Below are 19,450 nucleotides of genomic sequence, written 5' to 3' on the forward strand. Positions count from 1 at the left end.
AGTTATCCACAAAAATGAAAACTAACCTTAAAAAAAATGTGCGGGATCTCTGCCTTATATCGTTATACAACTATAGATAATGAAGATATAAGTAAATTAAGATTAATGAATGAGGAAATGAACTATAGAGGTCCTGACGAAAATGGTGTGTGGTCAGACGAAAAGTGCGGAATGGCTCATACCAGACTTTCAATTATAGGGTTGGAAAATGGTATACAACCAATATTTAATGAAGATAATACGGTAATTATAATCTGTAATGGTGAAATATACAACTATATTGAATTACGAGAGCAATTAATACAAAAGGGACATACGTTTTATACAGATAGCGATACAGAGGTAATAGTGCATCTATATGAAGATTATGGCCTTCTATGTGTAGACTATTTGAGAGGTATGTTTGCTTTCTGTTTATGGGATAAAAAATTAGGCCAGCTAGTTGCTGTAAGAGATAGAATAGGAGAAAAATCACTATATTTTTCCGAAATCCCAAGTGGTGTAATATTTAGTACAGAATTAAAAGCTATATTAAAATATTTTATAAAGCAGCCTGATTTAAACTTAGGTAGTCTATTAGAGTCAGTAGAGTATTCCTATCCCCAAAGCCTAAATAAAACTTTCGTTGAGCAGATAAATCGTGTTGAACCAGGACAATATATAGTTGTTAATAAATATGGAATAAAAAAGAAAATTTATTGGAAAATAAATAATGTAAAACAAAATAGTCTGCCATTCGACGAAATCGTTAAAACTACTCAAGGATTAATTAGAGAATCAGTAAAATTAAATCTAAGGAGTGATGTGCCTGTAGCAGTGCTTCTAAGCAGCGGTATAGATTCGAGCGCGATTGCTGCCTTTGCTAAGGAGACAATGCCGAATGTAGAAACAATAACAATAGGTTATAAAGGAATGTCCAAATATGAATTGGATGAACGTGAATTAGCTAAACGATTTGCGAAGGATATAAACTTGCCATGGAATGAAGTTGAAATTGATGCAAAAGATTACTTAGAAGCTTTTGAAGAATATTCATCATTTATTGATGAGCCAGTATGTGATATAGCGGCAATAGCCCAATGGTGCTTATATAAGAAAGCAAAAGAATTGGGATTTAAGGTACTCATTAGCGGAAATGGAGCGGATGAAATTTTTTATGGTTATGATCAGCATAATGCTACAGGTGAAAAATTAATACTAGCACAATTGCATAGAAAATTATTACCAGCTAATAGTTTAAAAGAAAAGCGAAATATAATTAAATTCATTGTAAGTAACTGGCAATTTCTAGCAAAAGCACAATTTTCAAAAGCGCTTGAGACTGATGTGTTACCAGACTATTTTAAAGAGCACTTCGAGAAATTTGTCAATTCAGAATATGAGGATAAATCAATAAATGGTTATATCGCATCTAATAAAGCTAAAGGTGATCTAAATGGCATAGATCAAATATATTCAACTTTATTTAAAACTTGGTTGCCTGGGAACTGTTTGTATCTAAGTGATCGGCTAGGGATGGGTACTTCAATTGAAATAAGGTCTCCCTTTGTAGACTACAAATTAGTGGAATATATTTCCTCGTTACCACTTGAGATGAAATATAGATCGAATACTTCAAAATTTTTATTAAAAAAATCTCTAGAAGGGGTACTGCCTGAATATATAATCAATAGACCTAAAAAAGGTTTTGCCCAGCCAATTGCTCTTGTAGATACTATAATTGATAATTATAAAAATAAATATTTTAAAGGTCAGTATAAATACTACAACTCTATTTTGACAGATAGGATAATTTCAAAACTATTTGCAGAAAATCTACAGTAATTTTATGAGTAAAAAATTAGCACCTATTATCTTATTTGTCTATAATCGGCTTTCACATACTCAAAAAACTATAGATGCATTAGAAAAAAATGAACTTGCATTAGATAGTGAGTTATTTATATACTCTGACGGAGAAAAAAAAAATGAAGACAACGAAGTAATAGAAATAAGGAAATATATTAGGACTATTAAGAATTTTAAAAAAGTATATATAATTGAACGGGAAAGTAATTATGGATTGGCGAAAAATATTATAGAAGGCGTAACTGAAATATTAAAGAAATATGGTAAGGCCATTGTTTTGGAAGACGATTTAATTACAAGTCCATATTTTCTAAGTTATATGAATCAATCCTTAGATAGATACAGTAATGAGAAAAAAATATGGTCTATTAACGGGTATATGTATCCGTTAGAAAAAACAAATAAAGTTAGTACTTTTTTTTGGCGCTTACCATGTCCTTGGGGCTGGGCGACATGGCATGATAGATGGGCGCTATTTGAAAAAAATCCTGATAGATTAATTAATGAATTTAGTAAAAAAGATATATACCGATTTAATATAGATGGAATTGAGGGGGATTTCTGGAAACAAGTTGTATCAAATAAACTAGAAAAAATTAATACGTGGGCTGTCTTTTGGTACGCTACAATTTTTATAAATAATGGCTTGTGCTTAAGTCCGACGAATTCATATGTAATAAATGGAGGTTTTGATGGGACTGGTGTCCATTGTGGAGTTGAAGATAACTATTACAATGTTCAAAGTTTAGACACAAAGCCAGAAATAATTTTTTGTGAAAAATTTGAAGAAAACAAAGCATATATAAAAAAATTAAAAATATTTCTTAGGAATAAGAACTATCCTTCTGGAACTATAATCGTCGAAAAAATACCTAAGATATTAGTGAGAATAATTAATAAGCTTTCTCGACAAGCGTTAGAAAGAAATATTTTGATTAAAATAGACTAATGATGAAAATTATTATATGTAAGACTAGAAAAATTTAGCAATAACTTTTTTTAATTAATATAATGGTAATAAGCCCTGTTACAAAAAAGCCTAACACTATATTTAAGCGAAGTATCAATTGTGATGATATCATAAAAAGTTATCTAAATCATTATGATATTGATGTCAGAAAATACTTTTCTGATTTGACTTCGATTAGCATTTATGAATGTCTAGATACAGGTTATCGGTTTTTTTACCCTTTGAATGTTGACGGCGATTCAAAATTTTACGAAAAATTGCAGGAAATAAAGTGGTATTACATGCCCTGGAGGTGGGAACACTCAAAAGCAGCAGATTTTTTAAATCCGAATATGTCAATATTAGAAATTGGCAGTGGCCACGGAGGTTTTTTGCAAAAAATTAAGCATCAAGTTCGTGACTGTGTAGGACTGGAATTAAACGAACAAAGTGTTAATATAGGAAACCAGAAAAACTTAAAAATACTAAACCAAACAATTCAGGATCATTCAAAGTATAATAAGGAAGCTTATGATCTAATATGTACGTTTCAGGTTTTAGAGCATATTCAAGAAGTAAATTCATTTATTAGTGCAGCACTTACTTGTTTAAAGATTGGTGGTAAGTTTGTTATTTGTGTTCCTAATAATTCATCATTTATTAAATACCTTGATTTTGATATATTAAACTTACCACCCCACCATATGGGATTATGGAACGATAAATCATTAAAAGAACTAACAAATGTATTTTCAATGGAGACTGACAAGCTGTTTTATGAACCTCTTCAAGATTATCATATTGATTGGTACAAGAGCATTATGGAAGATAAATATTTAAAAAATAATTTTATTAAATTTTTTTACAGGAAAATGAAATTAAATAAATTAGCTTCATTATGTATAAAAGGTTTACGCCATTTAATAAAAGGCCAGTCTGTGATGGCGGTTTTTACAAAAGTCCAGTAATTATAGTATTATGAAAATTGCTTTTACAATTTGTTCAAATAATTACCTTTCACAAGCCAAAACTCTTGGAGATTCGATAAAAGAAACCAATAAAGATTATACTTTTTTTATAGGTTTGTGTGATAGAAAGGATAGTAATATTGATTATAATTATTTTTTACCATATGAAATTATTGAAGCTGATAAATTAAATATAGATGAATTTGATAAAATGCAGCTTAATTATGATATAGTTGAATTGAATACATCTGTTAAGCCATTTTACTTTAAATATTTTTTTGATAATTACATAGATATAGAGCTTGCAATATATTTTGACCCTGATATATATGTTTATAATAACTTATTACCTATTGAAACGGAGTTAGGCAAAGCAAATGCTTTATTGACTCCACATATTATTACTACTATACCGAATGATAGATTAATGCCTATTGAAAATAATTTCTTGAATTATGGATTATATAATTTAGGCTTTTTAGCTTTGAGGAGATCTGAGACCACTAAGTTGATTATTGATTGGTGGGCTGATAAATTAAAAGACTCATGTTATCAACGTGTAAGCGAAGGATTGTTTGTAGATCAATTACCTTTAAACTACTTGCCTATTTTTTTTGAAAATATTATAATATCAAAAAATTTGGGATTAAATATGGCTTATTGGAATTTGCATGAAAGAGAAATAACATCATATAATGAGGAAAGTAAATTTTATTTTATTAATAATAAGTACCCATTAATATTCTTTCACTTTAGTAATTTTAATCCACTAGAAAGTAATATTATTAGTAAATATCAAAATCGATTTCATATAGATAGCAATCCATTGTTTAGACCTTTATTTTTTAATTACGCTACTTTAGTGTTAAAAAACAAATATATAGATTTAAAGAAATCTGAATGCTATTATGTCAAGCAGAGAAAAGCTCATTTCGATGAATTATTACAAATTAAAACAAACAGCGAGAGCAGTTTGAAGAAAATTATAAGAGCTATTAGGATTGCATTAGAGAATTCATTAAATATATCTATCCAAAAAAGATGAATAGGCTTTCTATAATAACTATTAATTATAATAATGCAATAGGCTTAAAAAAAACAATTGAGAGTGTAATATCACAAACGTTCACTGATTATGAGTTCATAATAATTGATGGAGCTTCTACAGATGGAAGTGTTGACATTATTAAAAAATATGTAGATAAAATTACTTTTTGGGCATCTGAGGAGGATAGTGGTATTTATAATGCAATGAATAAAGGTATCTCAAAATCAAACACTGAGTATTGCCTATTTTTAAACTCTGGTGATTGGCTTAATGAAGATATCTTAGGTAAAGTTGTATGTGAATTAACTGGTGAAGAAATTATATATTTTAATACATACCTAAGCTATAATACTGTTAAAGTTGAGCAGTTAAATTATCCATCACAACTAACCATGAGAAGCTTCTTTAAAAGGACAATTGGGCATCAATCTACAATAATAAAAAGAGGCTTATTTACCCGAAATGGATATTATAAAGAATCCTATAGAATTCATGCTGACTATGAGTTTTGGATTAGGACTATTATAATAGGGAATGCTTCGTGTAAATATGTTAATGATACTCTTTCCTATTACGATATGGGAGGGCAGAGCTCAATTATAAGCGATCTTTCATTGCAAGAGATAGATTTAATAATAAATAAATATTTACCTAAGCGAATAGTTGATGATTATGAATATTGGTACACTAGAGAAAGGGAGTTAGAAATTCTATTATGGTATAAAAGACAAAAATATATATATATATTTCTAGTTTTCATTTATAAAATAATTAAAAATATAAATATGTTTGGCTCTAAATTAATTCTATAATTATTTATTAATAATGTTATCAACTCCAGTATTATTGATAGTCTTTAATCGGCCGGAGATTGCGAAAAAGGCACTTTATCAAATTAGTCTTGCTAAACCAAAATACTTGTATATAGCTGCCGATGGCCCTAGACATGCTAAACCTGATGATATACAGAAATGTGCTGAAACACGTGAAATTGTAAAGCAAATCGATTGGCAATGTGAGTTGAAAACACTCTTCCAGGAGGAAAATAAAGGATGTGGGTACGGACCTGCAGAAGCTATTTCATGGTTTTTCAGTCATGTGGAACAGGGGATTATATTAGAAGATGATTGTTTGCCTTCACCAAGTTTTTTTAATTTTTGTGAGGAATTACTTATTAAATATAAAAATGATGAGAGAATCGGTATAATAAGCGGTTTTAACAAAATGCCAGGCTGGAAAAAAAAATCTTATTCTTATACGTATTCATTTTTAGGAGATACTTGGGGATGGGCTGGTTGGAGAAGATCATGGCAACTCTTTGATTACAAGATGTCACTTTGGAATGTAATCGATGAAAAGGATAAAGTAAAGAAAGTGTTAAAGAATGATCATTTATATGAGATAATAAGTAAAGAATTTAATTATTGCGCCAATAATGATCAAAACCATATTTGGGACTGCCAATGGTTATTTGCCAGACTTGTTAATTCGTTAAGCACTATTATACCTAATGAGAATTTAATACAAAATGTAGGATTCGGACCGGATGCTACACATACCTTTACAGAAGGACAAGCAAAAACAACATTGAAAGCAAGTTCAATACAATTTCCTTTGGTGCATCATGAATACAAAATTGACCGTTTATATGAAAGAATTATTTTTGAAAGGTTTTTAAACCCTAATAAAATTTTATTGCCAAAAAAAATATTGCTGAAATGCTTAAAGATTATTTACAGAGTTGAATAATTATTATAGGGATGTCAATAATAAATATATATGCAAAAGAATAGATGAAAGTACTTCATTTAAACCATAGTGATTTTAATGGTGGGGCGGCAAAAGCTTCTTATCGATTGCATACTAGTTTACGGAGGATTGGAGTAGAATCAACTATGCTTGTAAAGCATAAAGAATTATTAGACTCAACCACCCTGGAAGCTTCATATTTCGCTAATACTGGTTTTCTAAGAATAGTAGATAAATATAGTTGGAAAGTTAAAAATTACTTAAATAAGAGAAAATGGAAAAGATACCCTCATAAACAAAATGTATTTATGAATGACCTAGGATCTATATCATTAAAAAAAGCACTAGCAACTATTGATTTTGATATATTACATTTGCATTGGATCACTCTTCAGTTTTTAGACATAAATGAGTTAGTTAAAATTAATAAACCTATCGTTTGGACTTTACATGACAGTTGGCCTTTTACAGGGGGATGTCATTTTTTTTATAAGTGTGAAAATTATAAATCAAAATGTGGAAATTGCCAATTCTTAAATTCGAATTCTGAATATGATTTGACGAGAGAAATTTGGCACAGAAAAAAAGAAGTATATAAGCAATGTAAAATATTTGTTGTTTCACCTAGTAATTGGTTAGCAGAATGTGCAAAAGCTAGTTCACTATTCAACAGCTTTCCAATTACGGTAATTCCTAATGGAATTAATACTGATACTTTTCAGCCAAAAATGAATAACTCATTTAAGGAATTTATTAGCTATAATGCTTCTACAAAATATATACTTTTTGGTGCTGTAAATTCTACAAGTGATAAAAATAAAGGGTATCATTTACTTATCGAAGCAATTAATTCTCTTAAATCTAAGACTACTATTGAAATAGAACTTATAGTTTTTGGTTCAGACTCTATAAATGATTCAAATTTGAGAGATTTTCAAACACATTATTTGGGGAAACTAAGTAACGAGCATGTACTCGCAGATGCATATAATCTAGCTGATGTTGTTGTTGTGCCATCAATGTCAGAAAATTTGTCAAATGTTATAATGGAAACGCTTTCATGTGGAAAGCCAGTAGTTGCATTTGATATTGGGGGTAATTCTGATATGATAAAGCATCTGGAGAATGGTTTGCTGGTGCCACCCTTTTCCACAGAACAATTTGCGGAAGCAATTTTATGGGCTTTAAATGTTAATGTAGATAAGCATTTAAACATAAAAGCTAGAAAGACTGCCGTTGAAAATTATTCAGAAAACATTATTGCTGAATCGTATTTAGATTTATATAAGAGAATACTTAATTAGAATATAATAAAAAAATTGAAGCCCTTAAAAAACAAGTGAATTTCAAACTTAATTATTCTAATTTTTTTGCTTATATAGTTTTTCTATTAGGGATTACACCTTGGTTGATTTATGCACTAACTATTAATATTAGTCTTGATTCGCTAATTGATGAAGGCGCAATCCAGCTTTCTCATAATATCCCAAAGCCTGTAAGTTTCGCAAGCCAATCAGGTGTAATCTTAGGAATTATTATAGATAGATTTACTTACAATGCTAAAAACCTTTTGTGGGTTAGATTTTTAATGCAAATTTTTTCAACTATCATTTTAAATATCAGCTCTTATATTTATTTAAAAAAAATATACCAGCATTTCAATTACATATTATACACGGGTTATTTTTTTCTGGTGAGTAGTTTAAGTTTATATTTGTTTACAAAAACGGTTTCATACAACCATTTACAACAATTATTAATTCAATTAATTGTAAGTTCATTCTTATTATACCAAGTCTATAATGAGAAAATGCTAGTTAGGAAAGTTTTATTGATCACATTAGGTTTTTGTTGCACTTTTTCTATTCTAAATATTCCCCCTTCAGGAATAGCCGTAACTGCATTCTTAATATTAATATTATTAATAAACAATATATTTTTTATTAATAGAATCGCAACTACAATTTTTTATGTATCTGTTGGCTTACTTTGTGGTGTGTTAGTTTTTTTTATATATATAAAAAGTTGGGGAGATTTTTTTAACGAACTTAGTGGGACATATAAAATGCTTTCTAAAGCTGGCAGGTCTTATGGCCCATATGATATATTATTTAAATATTCTAAATCAATACTTTCACTATTGGTAGTAAGTTGCTCATCATTAGGGGTTTTGGCTATTTTTGATCTTTTAAATAAAAAGAATAAAACATTAGCAATGTTATTTTCATTTATTATAATAATCTTGCTAATGTTTTATTCTGTTAAATATACAAGAACGGGTGAAATATATGAGTGGATATTAGCACCTACTATTATAGCTTTATTTATTTATTTTAGAGATGTTATTAAGGGTTTTATTTTTTCACAGAATACGACAATATATTTTTTACTTATAATACCCTTGATTGCCCCGTTGGGCACTAACTTATTAATTACTACTAAAATTGGTTATTTTTTTAGTACTTGGTTAATTTCTACAATAGTCCTTCTTAAGGGTATTAAGAAAGTATATAGCACATCTATTTTTTTTATGTTTGTACTAATTCCAGTGATTTGGAATATGAAAATTTTCCTTAATTTATGGTATAGGAGTAAGGAGAGTATTGTTCAATCAACTCAACTTAAACGTTTAAACGACATATATATAACACCAAAGCAAAAAGCGCATTTTGAAAGCGTGTATGAAATACTAGCTAGCAATGGCTATAACTCTGGTGATTCAATATTAGCATTTCAACCTGATTTAATGTCCGTATTTGCAGTAGGAGGGTCAGCAGGTCATCGGGTTTATTTTATGCCTTCAGACTTTTTAAGTGATGATATTACCGCCATGAAGCCTGCTAAATACATTATTTTAAATGATTATAGTTATAATGAAATTAAAAGTTCGCTTAAAATTTGGGGTTTTCCTGACAAATATCAACAAATAGATATTGGTAGTCCTGAAACAATAGATTATTTCGGAGCACATAAATCTAGACATCTCTTTTTATTAAAAGTGGATAAGTTATAGCCTTATACATTTATGGAATATGTCTGGGATATGCTGAATACAAAAACTTATAACAATCCATACGGGCGTTATAAGTTTGCGAAACAATATTCTTTTATTTTAAGTCAATTTGATAATAGAAAAAATATTCTTGATATAGCCGGTGGATCAGGACGCTATGCAATCCCGCTTTTCAGTGAAACAAAAGATATAACAGTTGTTGACATTAATAAATATGCTTTAGAACTATTAAAGAATAGGGAACCTGAAATTTATTCGATTGAAGGGGACTTTATGGAAGTTTCTTTACCTAATAAATATTCATTAATATTATGTATTGAAGCACTGAGTTATTTTAGGAATTATAATCTATTTTTTAAAAAAATAAACACCTTACTTGATGAAAATGGTACGTTTGTTTTTCTAATGGTTAATCCCCAAAGTTGGAGATATACATTAAGACGCTTTAATAAGGGAAGGACAGATTATGGCGAGATTAGTTATGAAAATATTAAATTAATTTTAAAGAAGAATAATTTAAAAATTAAATCTGTTAAAGGTTTTAACTGGATGCCTTTTCCGCTGAGCATGTCTAATGCATTATTGATTAAAACATTTTCATTTTTGGAACATTTGTTAGGCTTTGAAAAATGGATTTCTCAAAGCCCATGGCTTTTAGTTTCTGTTACTAAGGACTCTAACAGCTAAAACTAAGATGAATGTAAGACATTTTTTTATGGCATATAATCAGTTAATGTTATATGCCGTGCTTGTATTTTTAGTCTCCTATTTTGCAGTCGGGATATTTCCTATTGCGAATTATGAGACAGACGCACTTGGTGTGCTTTCTGGTAGTAAGCAAATATTAATGACAGGCGTATTTGCTGAAAATTACTATACGTATTCATATCAAATGCAGCCTGGGATATATGCCTTAGTAATATTATTCCATAAATTATTCAAAATAGATTTAATACACTCATACTCTTTAATATCGGCTTTATTTGGTATTTTATTTTATCTATTTTCAGCTTTGTTTATAACCAGACTTTTAAATGTGAGTTTTCCTATTGTAGCTTGCTTGTTGCTGCTGTTTCAGGAAGTATATAGTTCTTGGTATTACATGAACTCAGCCACTGCATCGGCGTTCTTTATGATCTTAGGGTTTATTATTATCTTAAATGTTCCTTCGCTTAGTAGTATTTTTATTTCCTCAGTTGTATTAGCAATATCTGCATGGATAAGATTTGATGTTATTGTAGTATTTCCGACAATTATCTTTTTAATTAAAGCAAGTAGCTTTAAAAAACAATTTTTCATCGCATCCATAGTTGGTGGACTAGTTTTTTCAATCTTAACCCTGTTGTTTTATTTAAGCAATATTTCACTTTTAGCTTTTTTGACTGAGAGTGCTAGGAATAATGGACTAAGCTTCGGGGACAATATAAAGACTGCCGGCAGCTTTTTATCTTCCCAAATGGTTCGATCATGCATCGGTTTTTTTAGTTTACTTATGATCGTATTAATAATAATAGGCACTTTTTATTTTTATAAAATTAGAGCATATAATTTAATAGCGATTGTATTTACTCCGATTGTATTGTTTTTTATTATTTTAAAAGGAAATATTACAGCTGGGAAACATTTATTATATTATATTCCTTTTTTTGGAATTTTAGTTGTAGGCGCTAGTAAATATCTCTTTCTACAACCATTAACATATACGAAAATTATTGAGCTATTACTTCTTTTTTGCTTATTTGTATTTCAATATTTAATTGGTTTTCAGTTTTATTTTAATTCACATCCCTATATTGGAAAAACTTATAGCAGTGTATTTTCATATCCTAGTTATTTAAGTTTAATGCAGATGAAATTTGATAAAGGTCCTATAGATAGCTTGGCTGTTGTGGTTGGCAGTGGGATGAAACTTGCTACTGCTGACGAGATGTTACTTTCATCGGGTATTATTTTTTCACCAATTATGTGGTATGATTTAAAAAAAGATTCGAGATTTATTTATTCTTCCTTAGATAAATTTATTAGGGATTATAAAAAAGATACATTATATATAACTGCTAGTCAAGGAGGAGCTTATTCAGCTAAAAATTCCCTGTACCTTGCTGGGTTTCAGTTGCTAAATCCAGAAGCTAAATTATATCAATGGCATATTGACTACAATTATGTTTGGCGAAAAGGAAAAAAATACGTTATTGTCGAGCAGTCGTCTTATCCAAAAGATGAAGCTGAATACATAAAAAAAATAAAATCTCATACCACTTCAACGTTTTTACATCTAGCCTTTTGGGATTGGGAAAGAGCATACATGATGAAATATTACTCTTTTTCAAAAGTAAATTATGCGACTTACTTAATTAAAAATAAATAGTATAATTTGCTGTGGAAATTTCAGTTATAATTCCTTTGTACAGATGCAACGAACACATAGAGTTACTTACAGGACGCTTAGTTAATTCTTTATGCTTATTTTCAAAGGATTTTGAAATTATTTACATAAATGATGGGAGCCCTGATAATGACTGGCGTAGCGTATTATCTTTAGCTGAGGTTGATAAAAGGATTAAGGGCGTTAATTTATCTCGCAATTTTGGTCAACATTATGCTATAACTGCTGGTTTACAAAATTCATCTGGTAATTGGATAGTTGTTATGGATGGAGATCTTCAAGATCAGCCTGAAGAAATTATAAAACTTTTTAAAAAAGCACAGCAAGGGTATGATATTGTTTTAGCCATGCGAACTAACAGGCAAGATAGCTGGTTAAAGAGATTTTTTTCAAAGATTTTTTATAGCGTTTTTAGCTACCTTACTGATACTGAACAGGATGCTAGCGTAGCTAATTTTGGTATTTATCATCGGGATGTGGTAAATGCTATTTTAAATATGAAAGACTCTATTAGATATTTTCCAACTATGGTACATTGGGTTGGATTTAACCGAACAAAAATTACTGTTGAGCATGCAAGGCGATCCGTTGGCAAATCTTCTTACAATTTTGGTGCATTAATGAAATTAGCATTCAACAATATGATTGCTTTTTCTGATAAGCCACTCCGCTTAACAGTCAGTTTTGGTTTTTTATTAACGGCTTTATCGCTTCTGTTTGGCTTTATTACGTTTATAAAGTATTTGAATGGAAGTATAATGGTTCCTGGTTATGCTAGTATAATTTTGTCAATTTGGTTTCTTGGGGGGCTTATCATCGCTATAGTTGGCATTGTTGGCATATATGTAGGTAAAGTATTTGAAAAAGTAAAAGATAGACCAACATATATTATTTCAAGTAAAATTAATTTCGAGTGATAAAATATTTAGAATGGGACAGCTCTTTTTTTGGTTACCCTGTGGGTATAATTGAGCTTATAAATAATTCTGATGAGGATTATTTAAATAAATTATTTGAACAGGCGAGTACAAAATATAAACTTTTATACGTATTTGTACCTGAGTACATTGAACTTACTAGAGATTTTTGTGAAAGACTTAATCTAGATTTAGTTGATCAAAAAATTATATATAAAAAACAATTATCATTTGAGTTTACTTATAATAGAATTACTGATATTAAATCAATTATGCATTCATACTTTCTGCCATTTAAAAATTTAGCTTTACAAAGTGGTATTTACTCTAGATATAAAATTGATAAGCATTTTGTTAACGATGAATTTGAAAGATTATACGAGGAATGGTTAAGGAAATCATTAGATGGTACTATTGCTGATGAGTGCTATGCATATTATAAAACTGAAAAACCTGTTGGCTTAGTTACAATAAAAAAAAATGTATTAGATGTTTCTATTGGAATTATCGCTGTTAATTCAGCTTTTAGAGGCTTTGGTATAGGAACTAAGTTATTAGATACTGTATCATTATTTGCATTTAATAATAATTATACTACTGTTTCTGTAGCTACCCAAAGTAAGAACTATTCAGCTTGTAAATTTTATGAAAAGAATGGTTTCCATGTTAAGCAAGTAATATCTATATATCATTATTGGAGTGATAAATACAATCCCCTTTAATAAGCCATATCTTTCTGGTAAAGAAACTGATTACATTCGTGAGGCTGTATTATCAGGAAAAATTTCTGGTAATGGTACGTTTACTCAGAAATGTCATACTTTTTTTGAACAAAAGTATGGATTTCTGAAAGTACTTTTAACGACCTCTTGTACTGATGCTCTTGAAATGGCAGCTCTACTAGCTAATATTGAGCCTGGTGATGAGGTTATAGTTCCATCCTACACTTTTGTTTCGACGGCCCTGGCATTTATACGCCAGGGAGCAGTTATAGTATTTGCTGATAGTTGCGTTGACCATCCTAACCTGGATGTTAATAAAGTTGAAGCACTAATTACTGCAAAAACAAAAGCTATTGTGCCAGTGCATTATGCTGGCATAGCTTGTGATATGGATCAACTCATGTTATTGGCTGAGAAGTATAATCTATTGGTTATTGAAGATGCTGCTCAGGCAATAGATTCGTATTATAAGGGTAGGCCATTAGGGTCGATTGGCCATTTGGCGGCTTTTTCTTTTCATGAAACTAAAAATATTATCTCAGGTGAGGGAGGAATGATTGCCATTAATGACCCTCGTTTTATACATAGAGCGGAGATTATCTGGGAGAAGGGAACGAATAGGGCAGAATTTTTTCGTGGAGAGATTAATAAGTATGGGTGGGTAGACACTGGCTCTTCTTTTCTGCCATCCGAGGTTACCTCGGCCTTTTTATATGCTCAAATAGAGCACTTAAGTAATATTCAGACTAGACGAACTAATTTATGGGAATATTATTATCGACTATTAGAGCCTTTGGCTCAAAAAGGTTTTTTTGCACTTCCGGCATTGCCCGATTATGCTACAAATAATGCGCATATGTTTTATTTGACCTGTAAATCGATTTCAGTGCGGCAATGTTTGATTGATACTTTGAAGAGCAGTGGTATTCTGGCTGTATTTCACTATTTAAGTTTGCATAAAAGCGAATATTACCAATCTAAACATGATGGCCGACTTTTACCAAACTCAGATTTTTTTAGCGATTGTTTAGTTCGTTTGCCTATGTTTTATGAATTAAACTATACAGAAATTGACCGGATTGTTAAGATACTCAACGATATTAACTTCTAATGAGTAGGCCACCTAAGCTCTCTATTATAACAATTAATTATAATAATGCACAGGGATTACGTAAGACTATAGAGAGTGTAGTTAGTCAAACGTCGCCAGAGTTTGAATATTTAGTTATTGATGGAGGCTCTATTGATGGAAGTGTAGATATAATTAAAAAATATGAGAAGTCTATATCGTACTGGATTAGTGAAAAAGACAAAGGAATCTATCATGCAATGAATAAAGGAATTTTACAGGCAAAGGGCGAGTATTGCCAATTTTTAAATTCTGGAGATTACCTTTTAGCTAATAATGTGACTGAGCTTATGTTAGAAGATATGCCCGAATGCAATATACTCTATGGAAATAAATTGAGAGATTTTAACGGAATTAGTAAAGTAGAAAAAAGTTTTGAAGGCAGGCAGATAACCTTGTTGGATATGTTTATGTCTACTTTTTTTCATTCACCTGCTTACATAAAGAAATCACTTTTCGAGACCTACGGTCTCTATGATGAAACATTGAAAATTGTATCCGATTGGAAGTTTTACCTGATTTCTATAGGAATGAACAATGAGAAGGTAGCTTACCGTGATATAGACCTTGTTTGGTTTGATTCGAATGGCATAAGCACTACCAACAAGGATTTGGATACAATTGAGCGTAGCAGAGTTTTGGAGGAGGTTATACCAAGGAGTATTCTTCTTGATTACCAACAATTTGCTAAAGATAGCTTGATTATCAAACGTATTAAGCAGAATAAGCTAGCTTGGTTCATTGTAATAAATTTGTACCGGCTGCTGTTTAGATTTGATAAATACATAATTAAAAAATAAGAATGAAAAAGTTTATTGCCACATTTATTGAAAAGCTTGGATTTGTTATTATCTCCAAAAAGAAAATAAATACGTATCAAGTTGCTACGCTTGAAAAAGAATATCCACTTCTCAGAGAGAAAGGTAAGTTTATAAAAGCGACTGCTAATGGTGGACTGAAGGGGAAACTGCTGGAAGAAGGTAGAACAAGATGGCTTGAAATAGGATGTGGTGGTGTTTTTGAAGATAATTTCACATACGTAGACTTATTTCCTGATACCTTGGTAAATAGAGAGGGTAAATATTTTCGAATGGATATAGTTAATGCCACTCAATCTGAATTAAGTAAATTAGGTAAATTCGATTTAATTAGAATGCAGCATGTATTTGAACATTTTACCCCTGAAGATGGATTAACTGTTTTGGCTAATTGTGCTAAACTTTTGAAGCAGGATGGTTATATACTTATCACAACCCCTGATTTGAAAAAATATATTGACTTCTATCTGTCTGGGCAGATCAGGAATAATTTCGATTGGTCTTTAAATAGAATTAAGAAAGATAGCCCTAACAGCTTTTACTTTTCTATTTTTACACATAGCGTACGATATGAGAAGCATGAATGGTGTTATGATATTGAAGGTTTAATTTATCAATTAGATTCGACGCAGAAATATAAGAATATTCGGGAAATTACTTTAGATGATTCTCTGGCAAATATACCTTTTACACATAATAGGCCTAATGAAGATGTTTGCGTATTAGCCCAGCTATTATAAACTATAAAAATATCTTGTTTTTGTTGGCAACAAATGCATCTATATCTTAAGTAGCAATCTAGCCAATATCTATTTTTATGCGAAAGCATTTACTGCCTTATTTTTTATTGAGAATTTTAAAAAAAATAAAGCTACTGAAGTATGTTAAACTTAATGCGATTATCTATATAGAAGGAGGCATAGCTAAAATACCCGTTAATAAAGGAGTTGGTTATCCAAATCTTTTCCTTCATCAGGATTGCTTTACTCCCTTATTTAGGAAATTTTGCCCTGAAAATCGTGGGTCATTTGTTGACATAGGCACAAACATTGGTCAAACTTTATTGAAAGCTATTGATAGGAGCATTAATTATGTAGGCTTTGAGCCTAATCCGATTTGCTTTAGCTATATTAAAGAATTAATATTGATAAACAACTATGGAAACTGTAGAGTTGAAAATTTTGCTCTATCAGATAAAGAACAAAAACTTGTACTAAGAATGAACGAAAATTCTGATGCTTCTGCATCAGTTGTTGAATCATTAAGACCAAATTATTTTGTTGATTCACAGGTTATTAACTGCATACCGTATGATTCTCTTTACCTAGATAATCAATTATCATTTGTTAAAATCGATGTAGAAGGAGCAGAGCTAGAAGTATTGGCTGGTATGAAAGAATCCATTAGCAGATATAAGCCTTTGATTCTATGTGAAGTTCTAGATAGTTTCTCCAGTGAAGTACTTGAATTTACTCAAGACCGCGCCAGTAAAGTATGCGCTTTACTGAAAGAAATTGGTTACCAGGCCATTCAGCTTAATCAAGCTAAAAATAAACTAAAATCTTTTAAATTGCTTGACTCCATTACTATAAAGCAATGGACGTTAGAGAGCTATGATTTAAATGATTATCTTTTTTTTCATACTAGTAAACAGGCTGAAGTTCTATCGGCTTTGAAAACATTGTGTGTTTAACATGTTTTCTATTGTTATTCCCCTTTACAATAAAGCTAAGTATATTAAAAAAGCAATTGAATCAGTACTAGATCAAACTTGCCAGGATTTTGAATTAATAATTGTCAATGATGGATCAACCGACAAGAGCCTTGAAATAGTTACTCACTTTACTGATCCTAGAATAAAGATTATTAATCAGGAAAATCTTGGGGTTTCGATAGCGAGAAACAATGGTGTAAAAATCGCTTGTTATGATTTCATTGCTTTCCTTGATGCTGATGATTGGTGGCACTCTTCTTTTTTAGACGAGCTAGCAATCCTGATTCAGGATTATGAAGATGCTACTTTTTATGGAACAAACTACTATTATATCAAGAATGGAAAGTCTCGTATTGAATGGAAAGGTTTACCAGAAAACTTCGCGTCGGGGTATATTGACTATGTATCCATATATGCTAAAAGCTTTTGTGTACCAATAAATTGTTCTTTCGTCGCCGTCCGAAAATCAGCGTTTCTGAGCGTTGGCGGCTTTTGCCCAACTTTGCGACTTGGTGAAGATTTTAACTTATGGATTCGTCTGGCATTGATTGGTAAAGTAGCCTATCTTAATAAACCATTAGCCTTCTCTAATCAGGATGTTGATGGTTCTAATCGTGCGATTGGAGGAGTTACTCTATACCAACCAGCTTCTCATTTTGTTTTTAATCTGTCTTTTCTGAGTGCTCTTGAACAGCAATCCAGTGTTCTGAAAAGCCTTTTGGATGGACTAAGGGTGCGCTGTTTATTGCCTTATTATTTAGCTGGAAAGTTTACCGAAGAGGTTAAGTCTATACTGGGAGAGGTTGATTTTTCTAAACAATCTTACTTCTATCAGGTCATCTATCAGTTACCTGTTCAATTGGCTCATCTTTATTTTAGGGGGCTACGCATGGGATCGTTTCTGAAACAGGGTATTCTTCGGCTTGTTCGATGACCAAAGTTGCCTTTATGCTAGGCGCTCTTGAGCGAGGTGGCACAGAAACGCTTTTGCTTGATACCTTGAAACAGGCAGCGAATGCAGAATTGGATTGTCTGTTGGTTCATCGAAAAAATGGGGTACTGCTTCATGAATTTCAACGGACAGGTGTTCCGCTCTATCATTATCCAATCATGCATTCGTTTGATCCAGGCTATTTTATGAGGCTTCGGAAGTTATTTCAAACGGAAGGCATACAAATAGTACATGCTCAGTTACCATTGGATGCGTTTTTGGCTTATTGGTCTAGTGTAGGAACAGGAATACGTATTATATTGAGTTTTCATGGATATGATTTCAATTATAGCAGGTTAGCGCATCGACTCGTTCAATTTATTATTCAACGTACGAGCTTAAATCTATATGTTAGTCAGCATCTACGGGCGCATTATATGGCAGCCTATTCGTTGAATAATGTTCCGCAAAAACAGAAAGTGCTATACAATGGAGTGGACTTTGGAAAGTTTGAACTGACGATTAAGACTAGTATTCGGCAGGAATTAGGAATTTCACCATCAGCATTACTGATCGGAAGCGTTGGAAATTTTGTTGCTGTAAGAGATCAACTAACAATCTGTAAATTTCTCCTCGAGCTTAAAAAAAAATCAATTGATTTTCATTTTGTTTTTGTAGGTGCCAGGAGCGAATCGGCTCCCTCTTTGTATGACGATTGTATGGCATTCTGTACTGCAAACGGACTAATGAATTGGGTCCATTTCATAGGCTCCAGGCAAGATGTACCGTCTATCCTGAAAGATCTGGATGCTTTTGTCTATGCAAGTGATCATGATACGTTCGGTATCGCTGTAGTAGAGGCAATGGCTGTAGGAATTCCTGTTTTTGTAAACGACTGGATAGTTATGCAGGAAATTACGGAGAACGGTAACTGGGCTACCTTATATAAAACGAAGGATATTAACGATCTGATAACCAAGTTTCACTGTTTTAAATATAGAAAAACTAGTTTTCGGGAAAAAGCCGCTGAAAACGCTGTTTCCGTTCGGAATACCTATTCAATTCAGCGGCACATACAAACCTTGAAAGAATACTATCGAATGGTAGTATAAGCAGATGACTAACACCTTGGTTACCTATATTCCTCATTATTTTACCCGGAAAGGAATCCTTACTTTCTGGGTCATCACGTTATTAGCTACTTTGATATTTCTTCAACGTGTTATACCCTTTCAATGGATGCTATTTAATGTAGTTG

At 31.2% G+C, this 19,450-nt stretch carries 18 protein-coding genes; all 18 read left to right on the forward strand.

Annotated features, from left to right (window positions below; translation table 11 throughout):
- Window positions 1–36 precede the first annotated feature (36 nt).
- Complete coding sequence (gene asnB / locus B5M13_RS09425) at window positions 37–1,824, forward strand: asparagine synthase (glutamine-hydrolyzing) (RefSeq protein ID WP_080055441.1); 1,788 nt, start codon at window positions 37–39, stop codon at window positions 1,822–1,824.
- A gap of 4 nt (window positions 1,825–1,828) precedes the next feature.
- Window positions 1,829–2,797, forward strand: coding sequence for a glycosyltransferase (locus B5M13_RS09430; RefSeq protein ID WP_080055442.1), 969 nt, complete (start codon window positions 1,829–1,831; stop codon window positions 2,795–2,797).
- 62 nt (window positions 2,798–2,859) lie between these two features.
- The gene (locus B5M13_RS09435) at window positions 2,860–3,765 is read left to right on the forward strand and encodes a class I SAM-dependent methyltransferase (RefSeq protein ID WP_080055443.1); all 906 of its coding nucleotides are present in this window, start codon (window positions 2,860–2,862) and stop codon (window positions 3,763–3,765) included.
- Window positions 3,766–3,775: 10 nt separating this feature from the next.
- A complete protein-coding gene (locus B5M13_RS09440) occupies window positions 3,776–4,810 on the forward strand; it encodes a glycosyltransferase family protein (RefSeq protein WP_080055444.1) in 1,035 nt (344 codons plus the stop codon).
- Entirely contained in the window at window positions 4,807–5,625 is an 819-nt protein-coding gene (locus B5M13_RS09445) for a glycosyltransferase family 2 protein (protein WP_080055445.1), read from the forward strand. Before B5M13_RS09440 ends, B5M13_RS09445 begins: the two co-directional genes overlap by 4 nt.
- A 13-nt stretch (window positions 5,626–5,638) precedes the next feature.
- Window positions 5,639–6,562, forward strand: coding sequence for a hypothetical protein (locus tag B5M13_RS09450; RefSeq protein ID WP_080055446.1), 924 nt, complete (start codon window positions 5,639–5,641; stop codon window positions 6,560–6,562).
- A 44-nt stretch (window positions 6,563–6,606) separates the two neighbouring features.
- Entirely contained in the window at window positions 6,607–7,866 is a 1,260-nt protein-coding gene (locus B5M13_RS09455) for a glycosyltransferase family 4 protein (RefSeq protein ID WP_080055447.1), read from the forward strand.
- 35 nt (window positions 7,867–7,901) lie between these two features.
- On the forward strand, window positions 7,902–9,575 hold the full coding sequence (locus B5M13_RS09460) for a hypothetical protein (protein ID WP_080055448.1): 1,674 nt from the start codon (window positions 7,902–7,904) through the stop codon (window positions 9,573–9,575).
- A gap of 12 nt (window positions 9,576–9,587) precedes the next feature.
- A complete protein-coding gene (locus B5M13_RS09465) occupies window positions 9,588–10,262 on the forward strand; it encodes a class I SAM-dependent methyltransferase (protein WP_080055449.1) in 675 nt (224 codons plus the stop codon).
- A gap of 7 nt (window positions 10,263–10,269) precedes the next feature.
- Window positions 10,270–11,943 (forward strand): hypothetical protein, encoded by a 1,674-nt coding sequence (locus B5M13_RS09470; protein WP_080055450.1) that lies wholly within the window; start codon window positions 10,270–10,272, stop codon window positions 11,941–11,943.
- An 11-nt stretch (window positions 11,944–11,954) separates the two neighbouring features.
- The gene (locus tag B5M13_RS09475; protein ID WP_080055451.1) at window positions 11,955–12,878 is read left to right on the forward strand and encodes a glycosyltransferase family 2 protein; all 924 of its coding nucleotides are present in this window, start codon (window positions 11,955–11,957) and stop codon (window positions 12,876–12,878) included.
- Window positions 12,875–13,600 carry a GNAT family N-acetyltransferase gene (locus B5M13_RS09480; protein WP_080055452.1) on the forward strand — a complete coding sequence of 242 codons (726 nt, stop codon included), beginning with the start codon at window positions 12,875–12,877 and terminating at the stop codon, window positions 13,598–13,600. The genes B5M13_RS09475 and B5M13_RS09480 overlap by 4 nt, the downstream gene beginning before the upstream one ends.
- Window positions 13,578–14,711 (forward strand): dTDP-4-amino-4,6-dideoxygalactose transaminase, encoded by a 1,134-nt coding sequence (rffA, locus tag B5M13_RS09485; protein ID WP_155297220.1) that lies wholly within the window; start codon window positions 13,578–13,580, stop codon window positions 14,709–14,711. The genes B5M13_RS09480 and rffA overlap by 23 nt, the downstream gene beginning before the upstream one ends.
- Entirely contained in the window at window positions 14,711–15,529 is an 819-nt protein-coding gene (locus tag B5M13_RS09490; protein WP_080055453.1) for a glycosyltransferase family 2 protein, read from the forward strand. The genes rffA and B5M13_RS09490 overlap by 1 nt, the downstream gene beginning before the upstream one ends.
- Window positions 15,530–15,531: 2 nt before the next feature.
- Complete coding sequence (locus tag B5M13_RS09495; RefSeq protein ID WP_080055454.1) at window positions 15,532–16,287, forward strand: class I SAM-dependent methyltransferase; 756 nt, start codon at window positions 15,532–15,534, stop codon at window positions 16,285–16,287.
- A 77-nt stretch (window positions 16,288–16,364) separates the two neighbouring features.
- Window positions 16,365–17,240, forward strand: a complete 876-nt coding sequence (locus tag B5M13_RS09500; protein WP_080055455.1) for an FkbM family methyltransferase — start codon at window positions 16,365–16,367, stop codon at window positions 17,238–17,240.
- A 1-nt stretch (window position 17,241) separates the two neighbouring features.
- A complete protein-coding gene (locus tag B5M13_RS09505) occupies window positions 17,242–18,195 on the forward strand; it encodes a glycosyltransferase family 2 protein (protein WP_080055456.1) in 954 nt (317 codons plus the stop codon).
- Window positions 18,192–19,304 (forward strand): glycosyltransferase, encoded by a 1,113-nt coding sequence (locus B5M13_RS09510; protein ID WP_080055457.1) that lies wholly within the window; start codon window positions 18,192–18,194, stop codon window positions 19,302–19,304. The genes B5M13_RS09505 and B5M13_RS09510 overlap by 4 nt, the downstream gene beginning before the upstream one ends.
- The last annotated feature ends 146 nt before the right edge of the window (window positions 19,305–19,450 follow it).

Source organism: Spirosoma aerolatum (genome assembly GCF_002056795.1).
Lineage (GTDB): Bacteria > Bacteroidota > Bacteroidia > Cytophagales > Spirosomataceae > Spirosoma > Spirosoma aerolatum.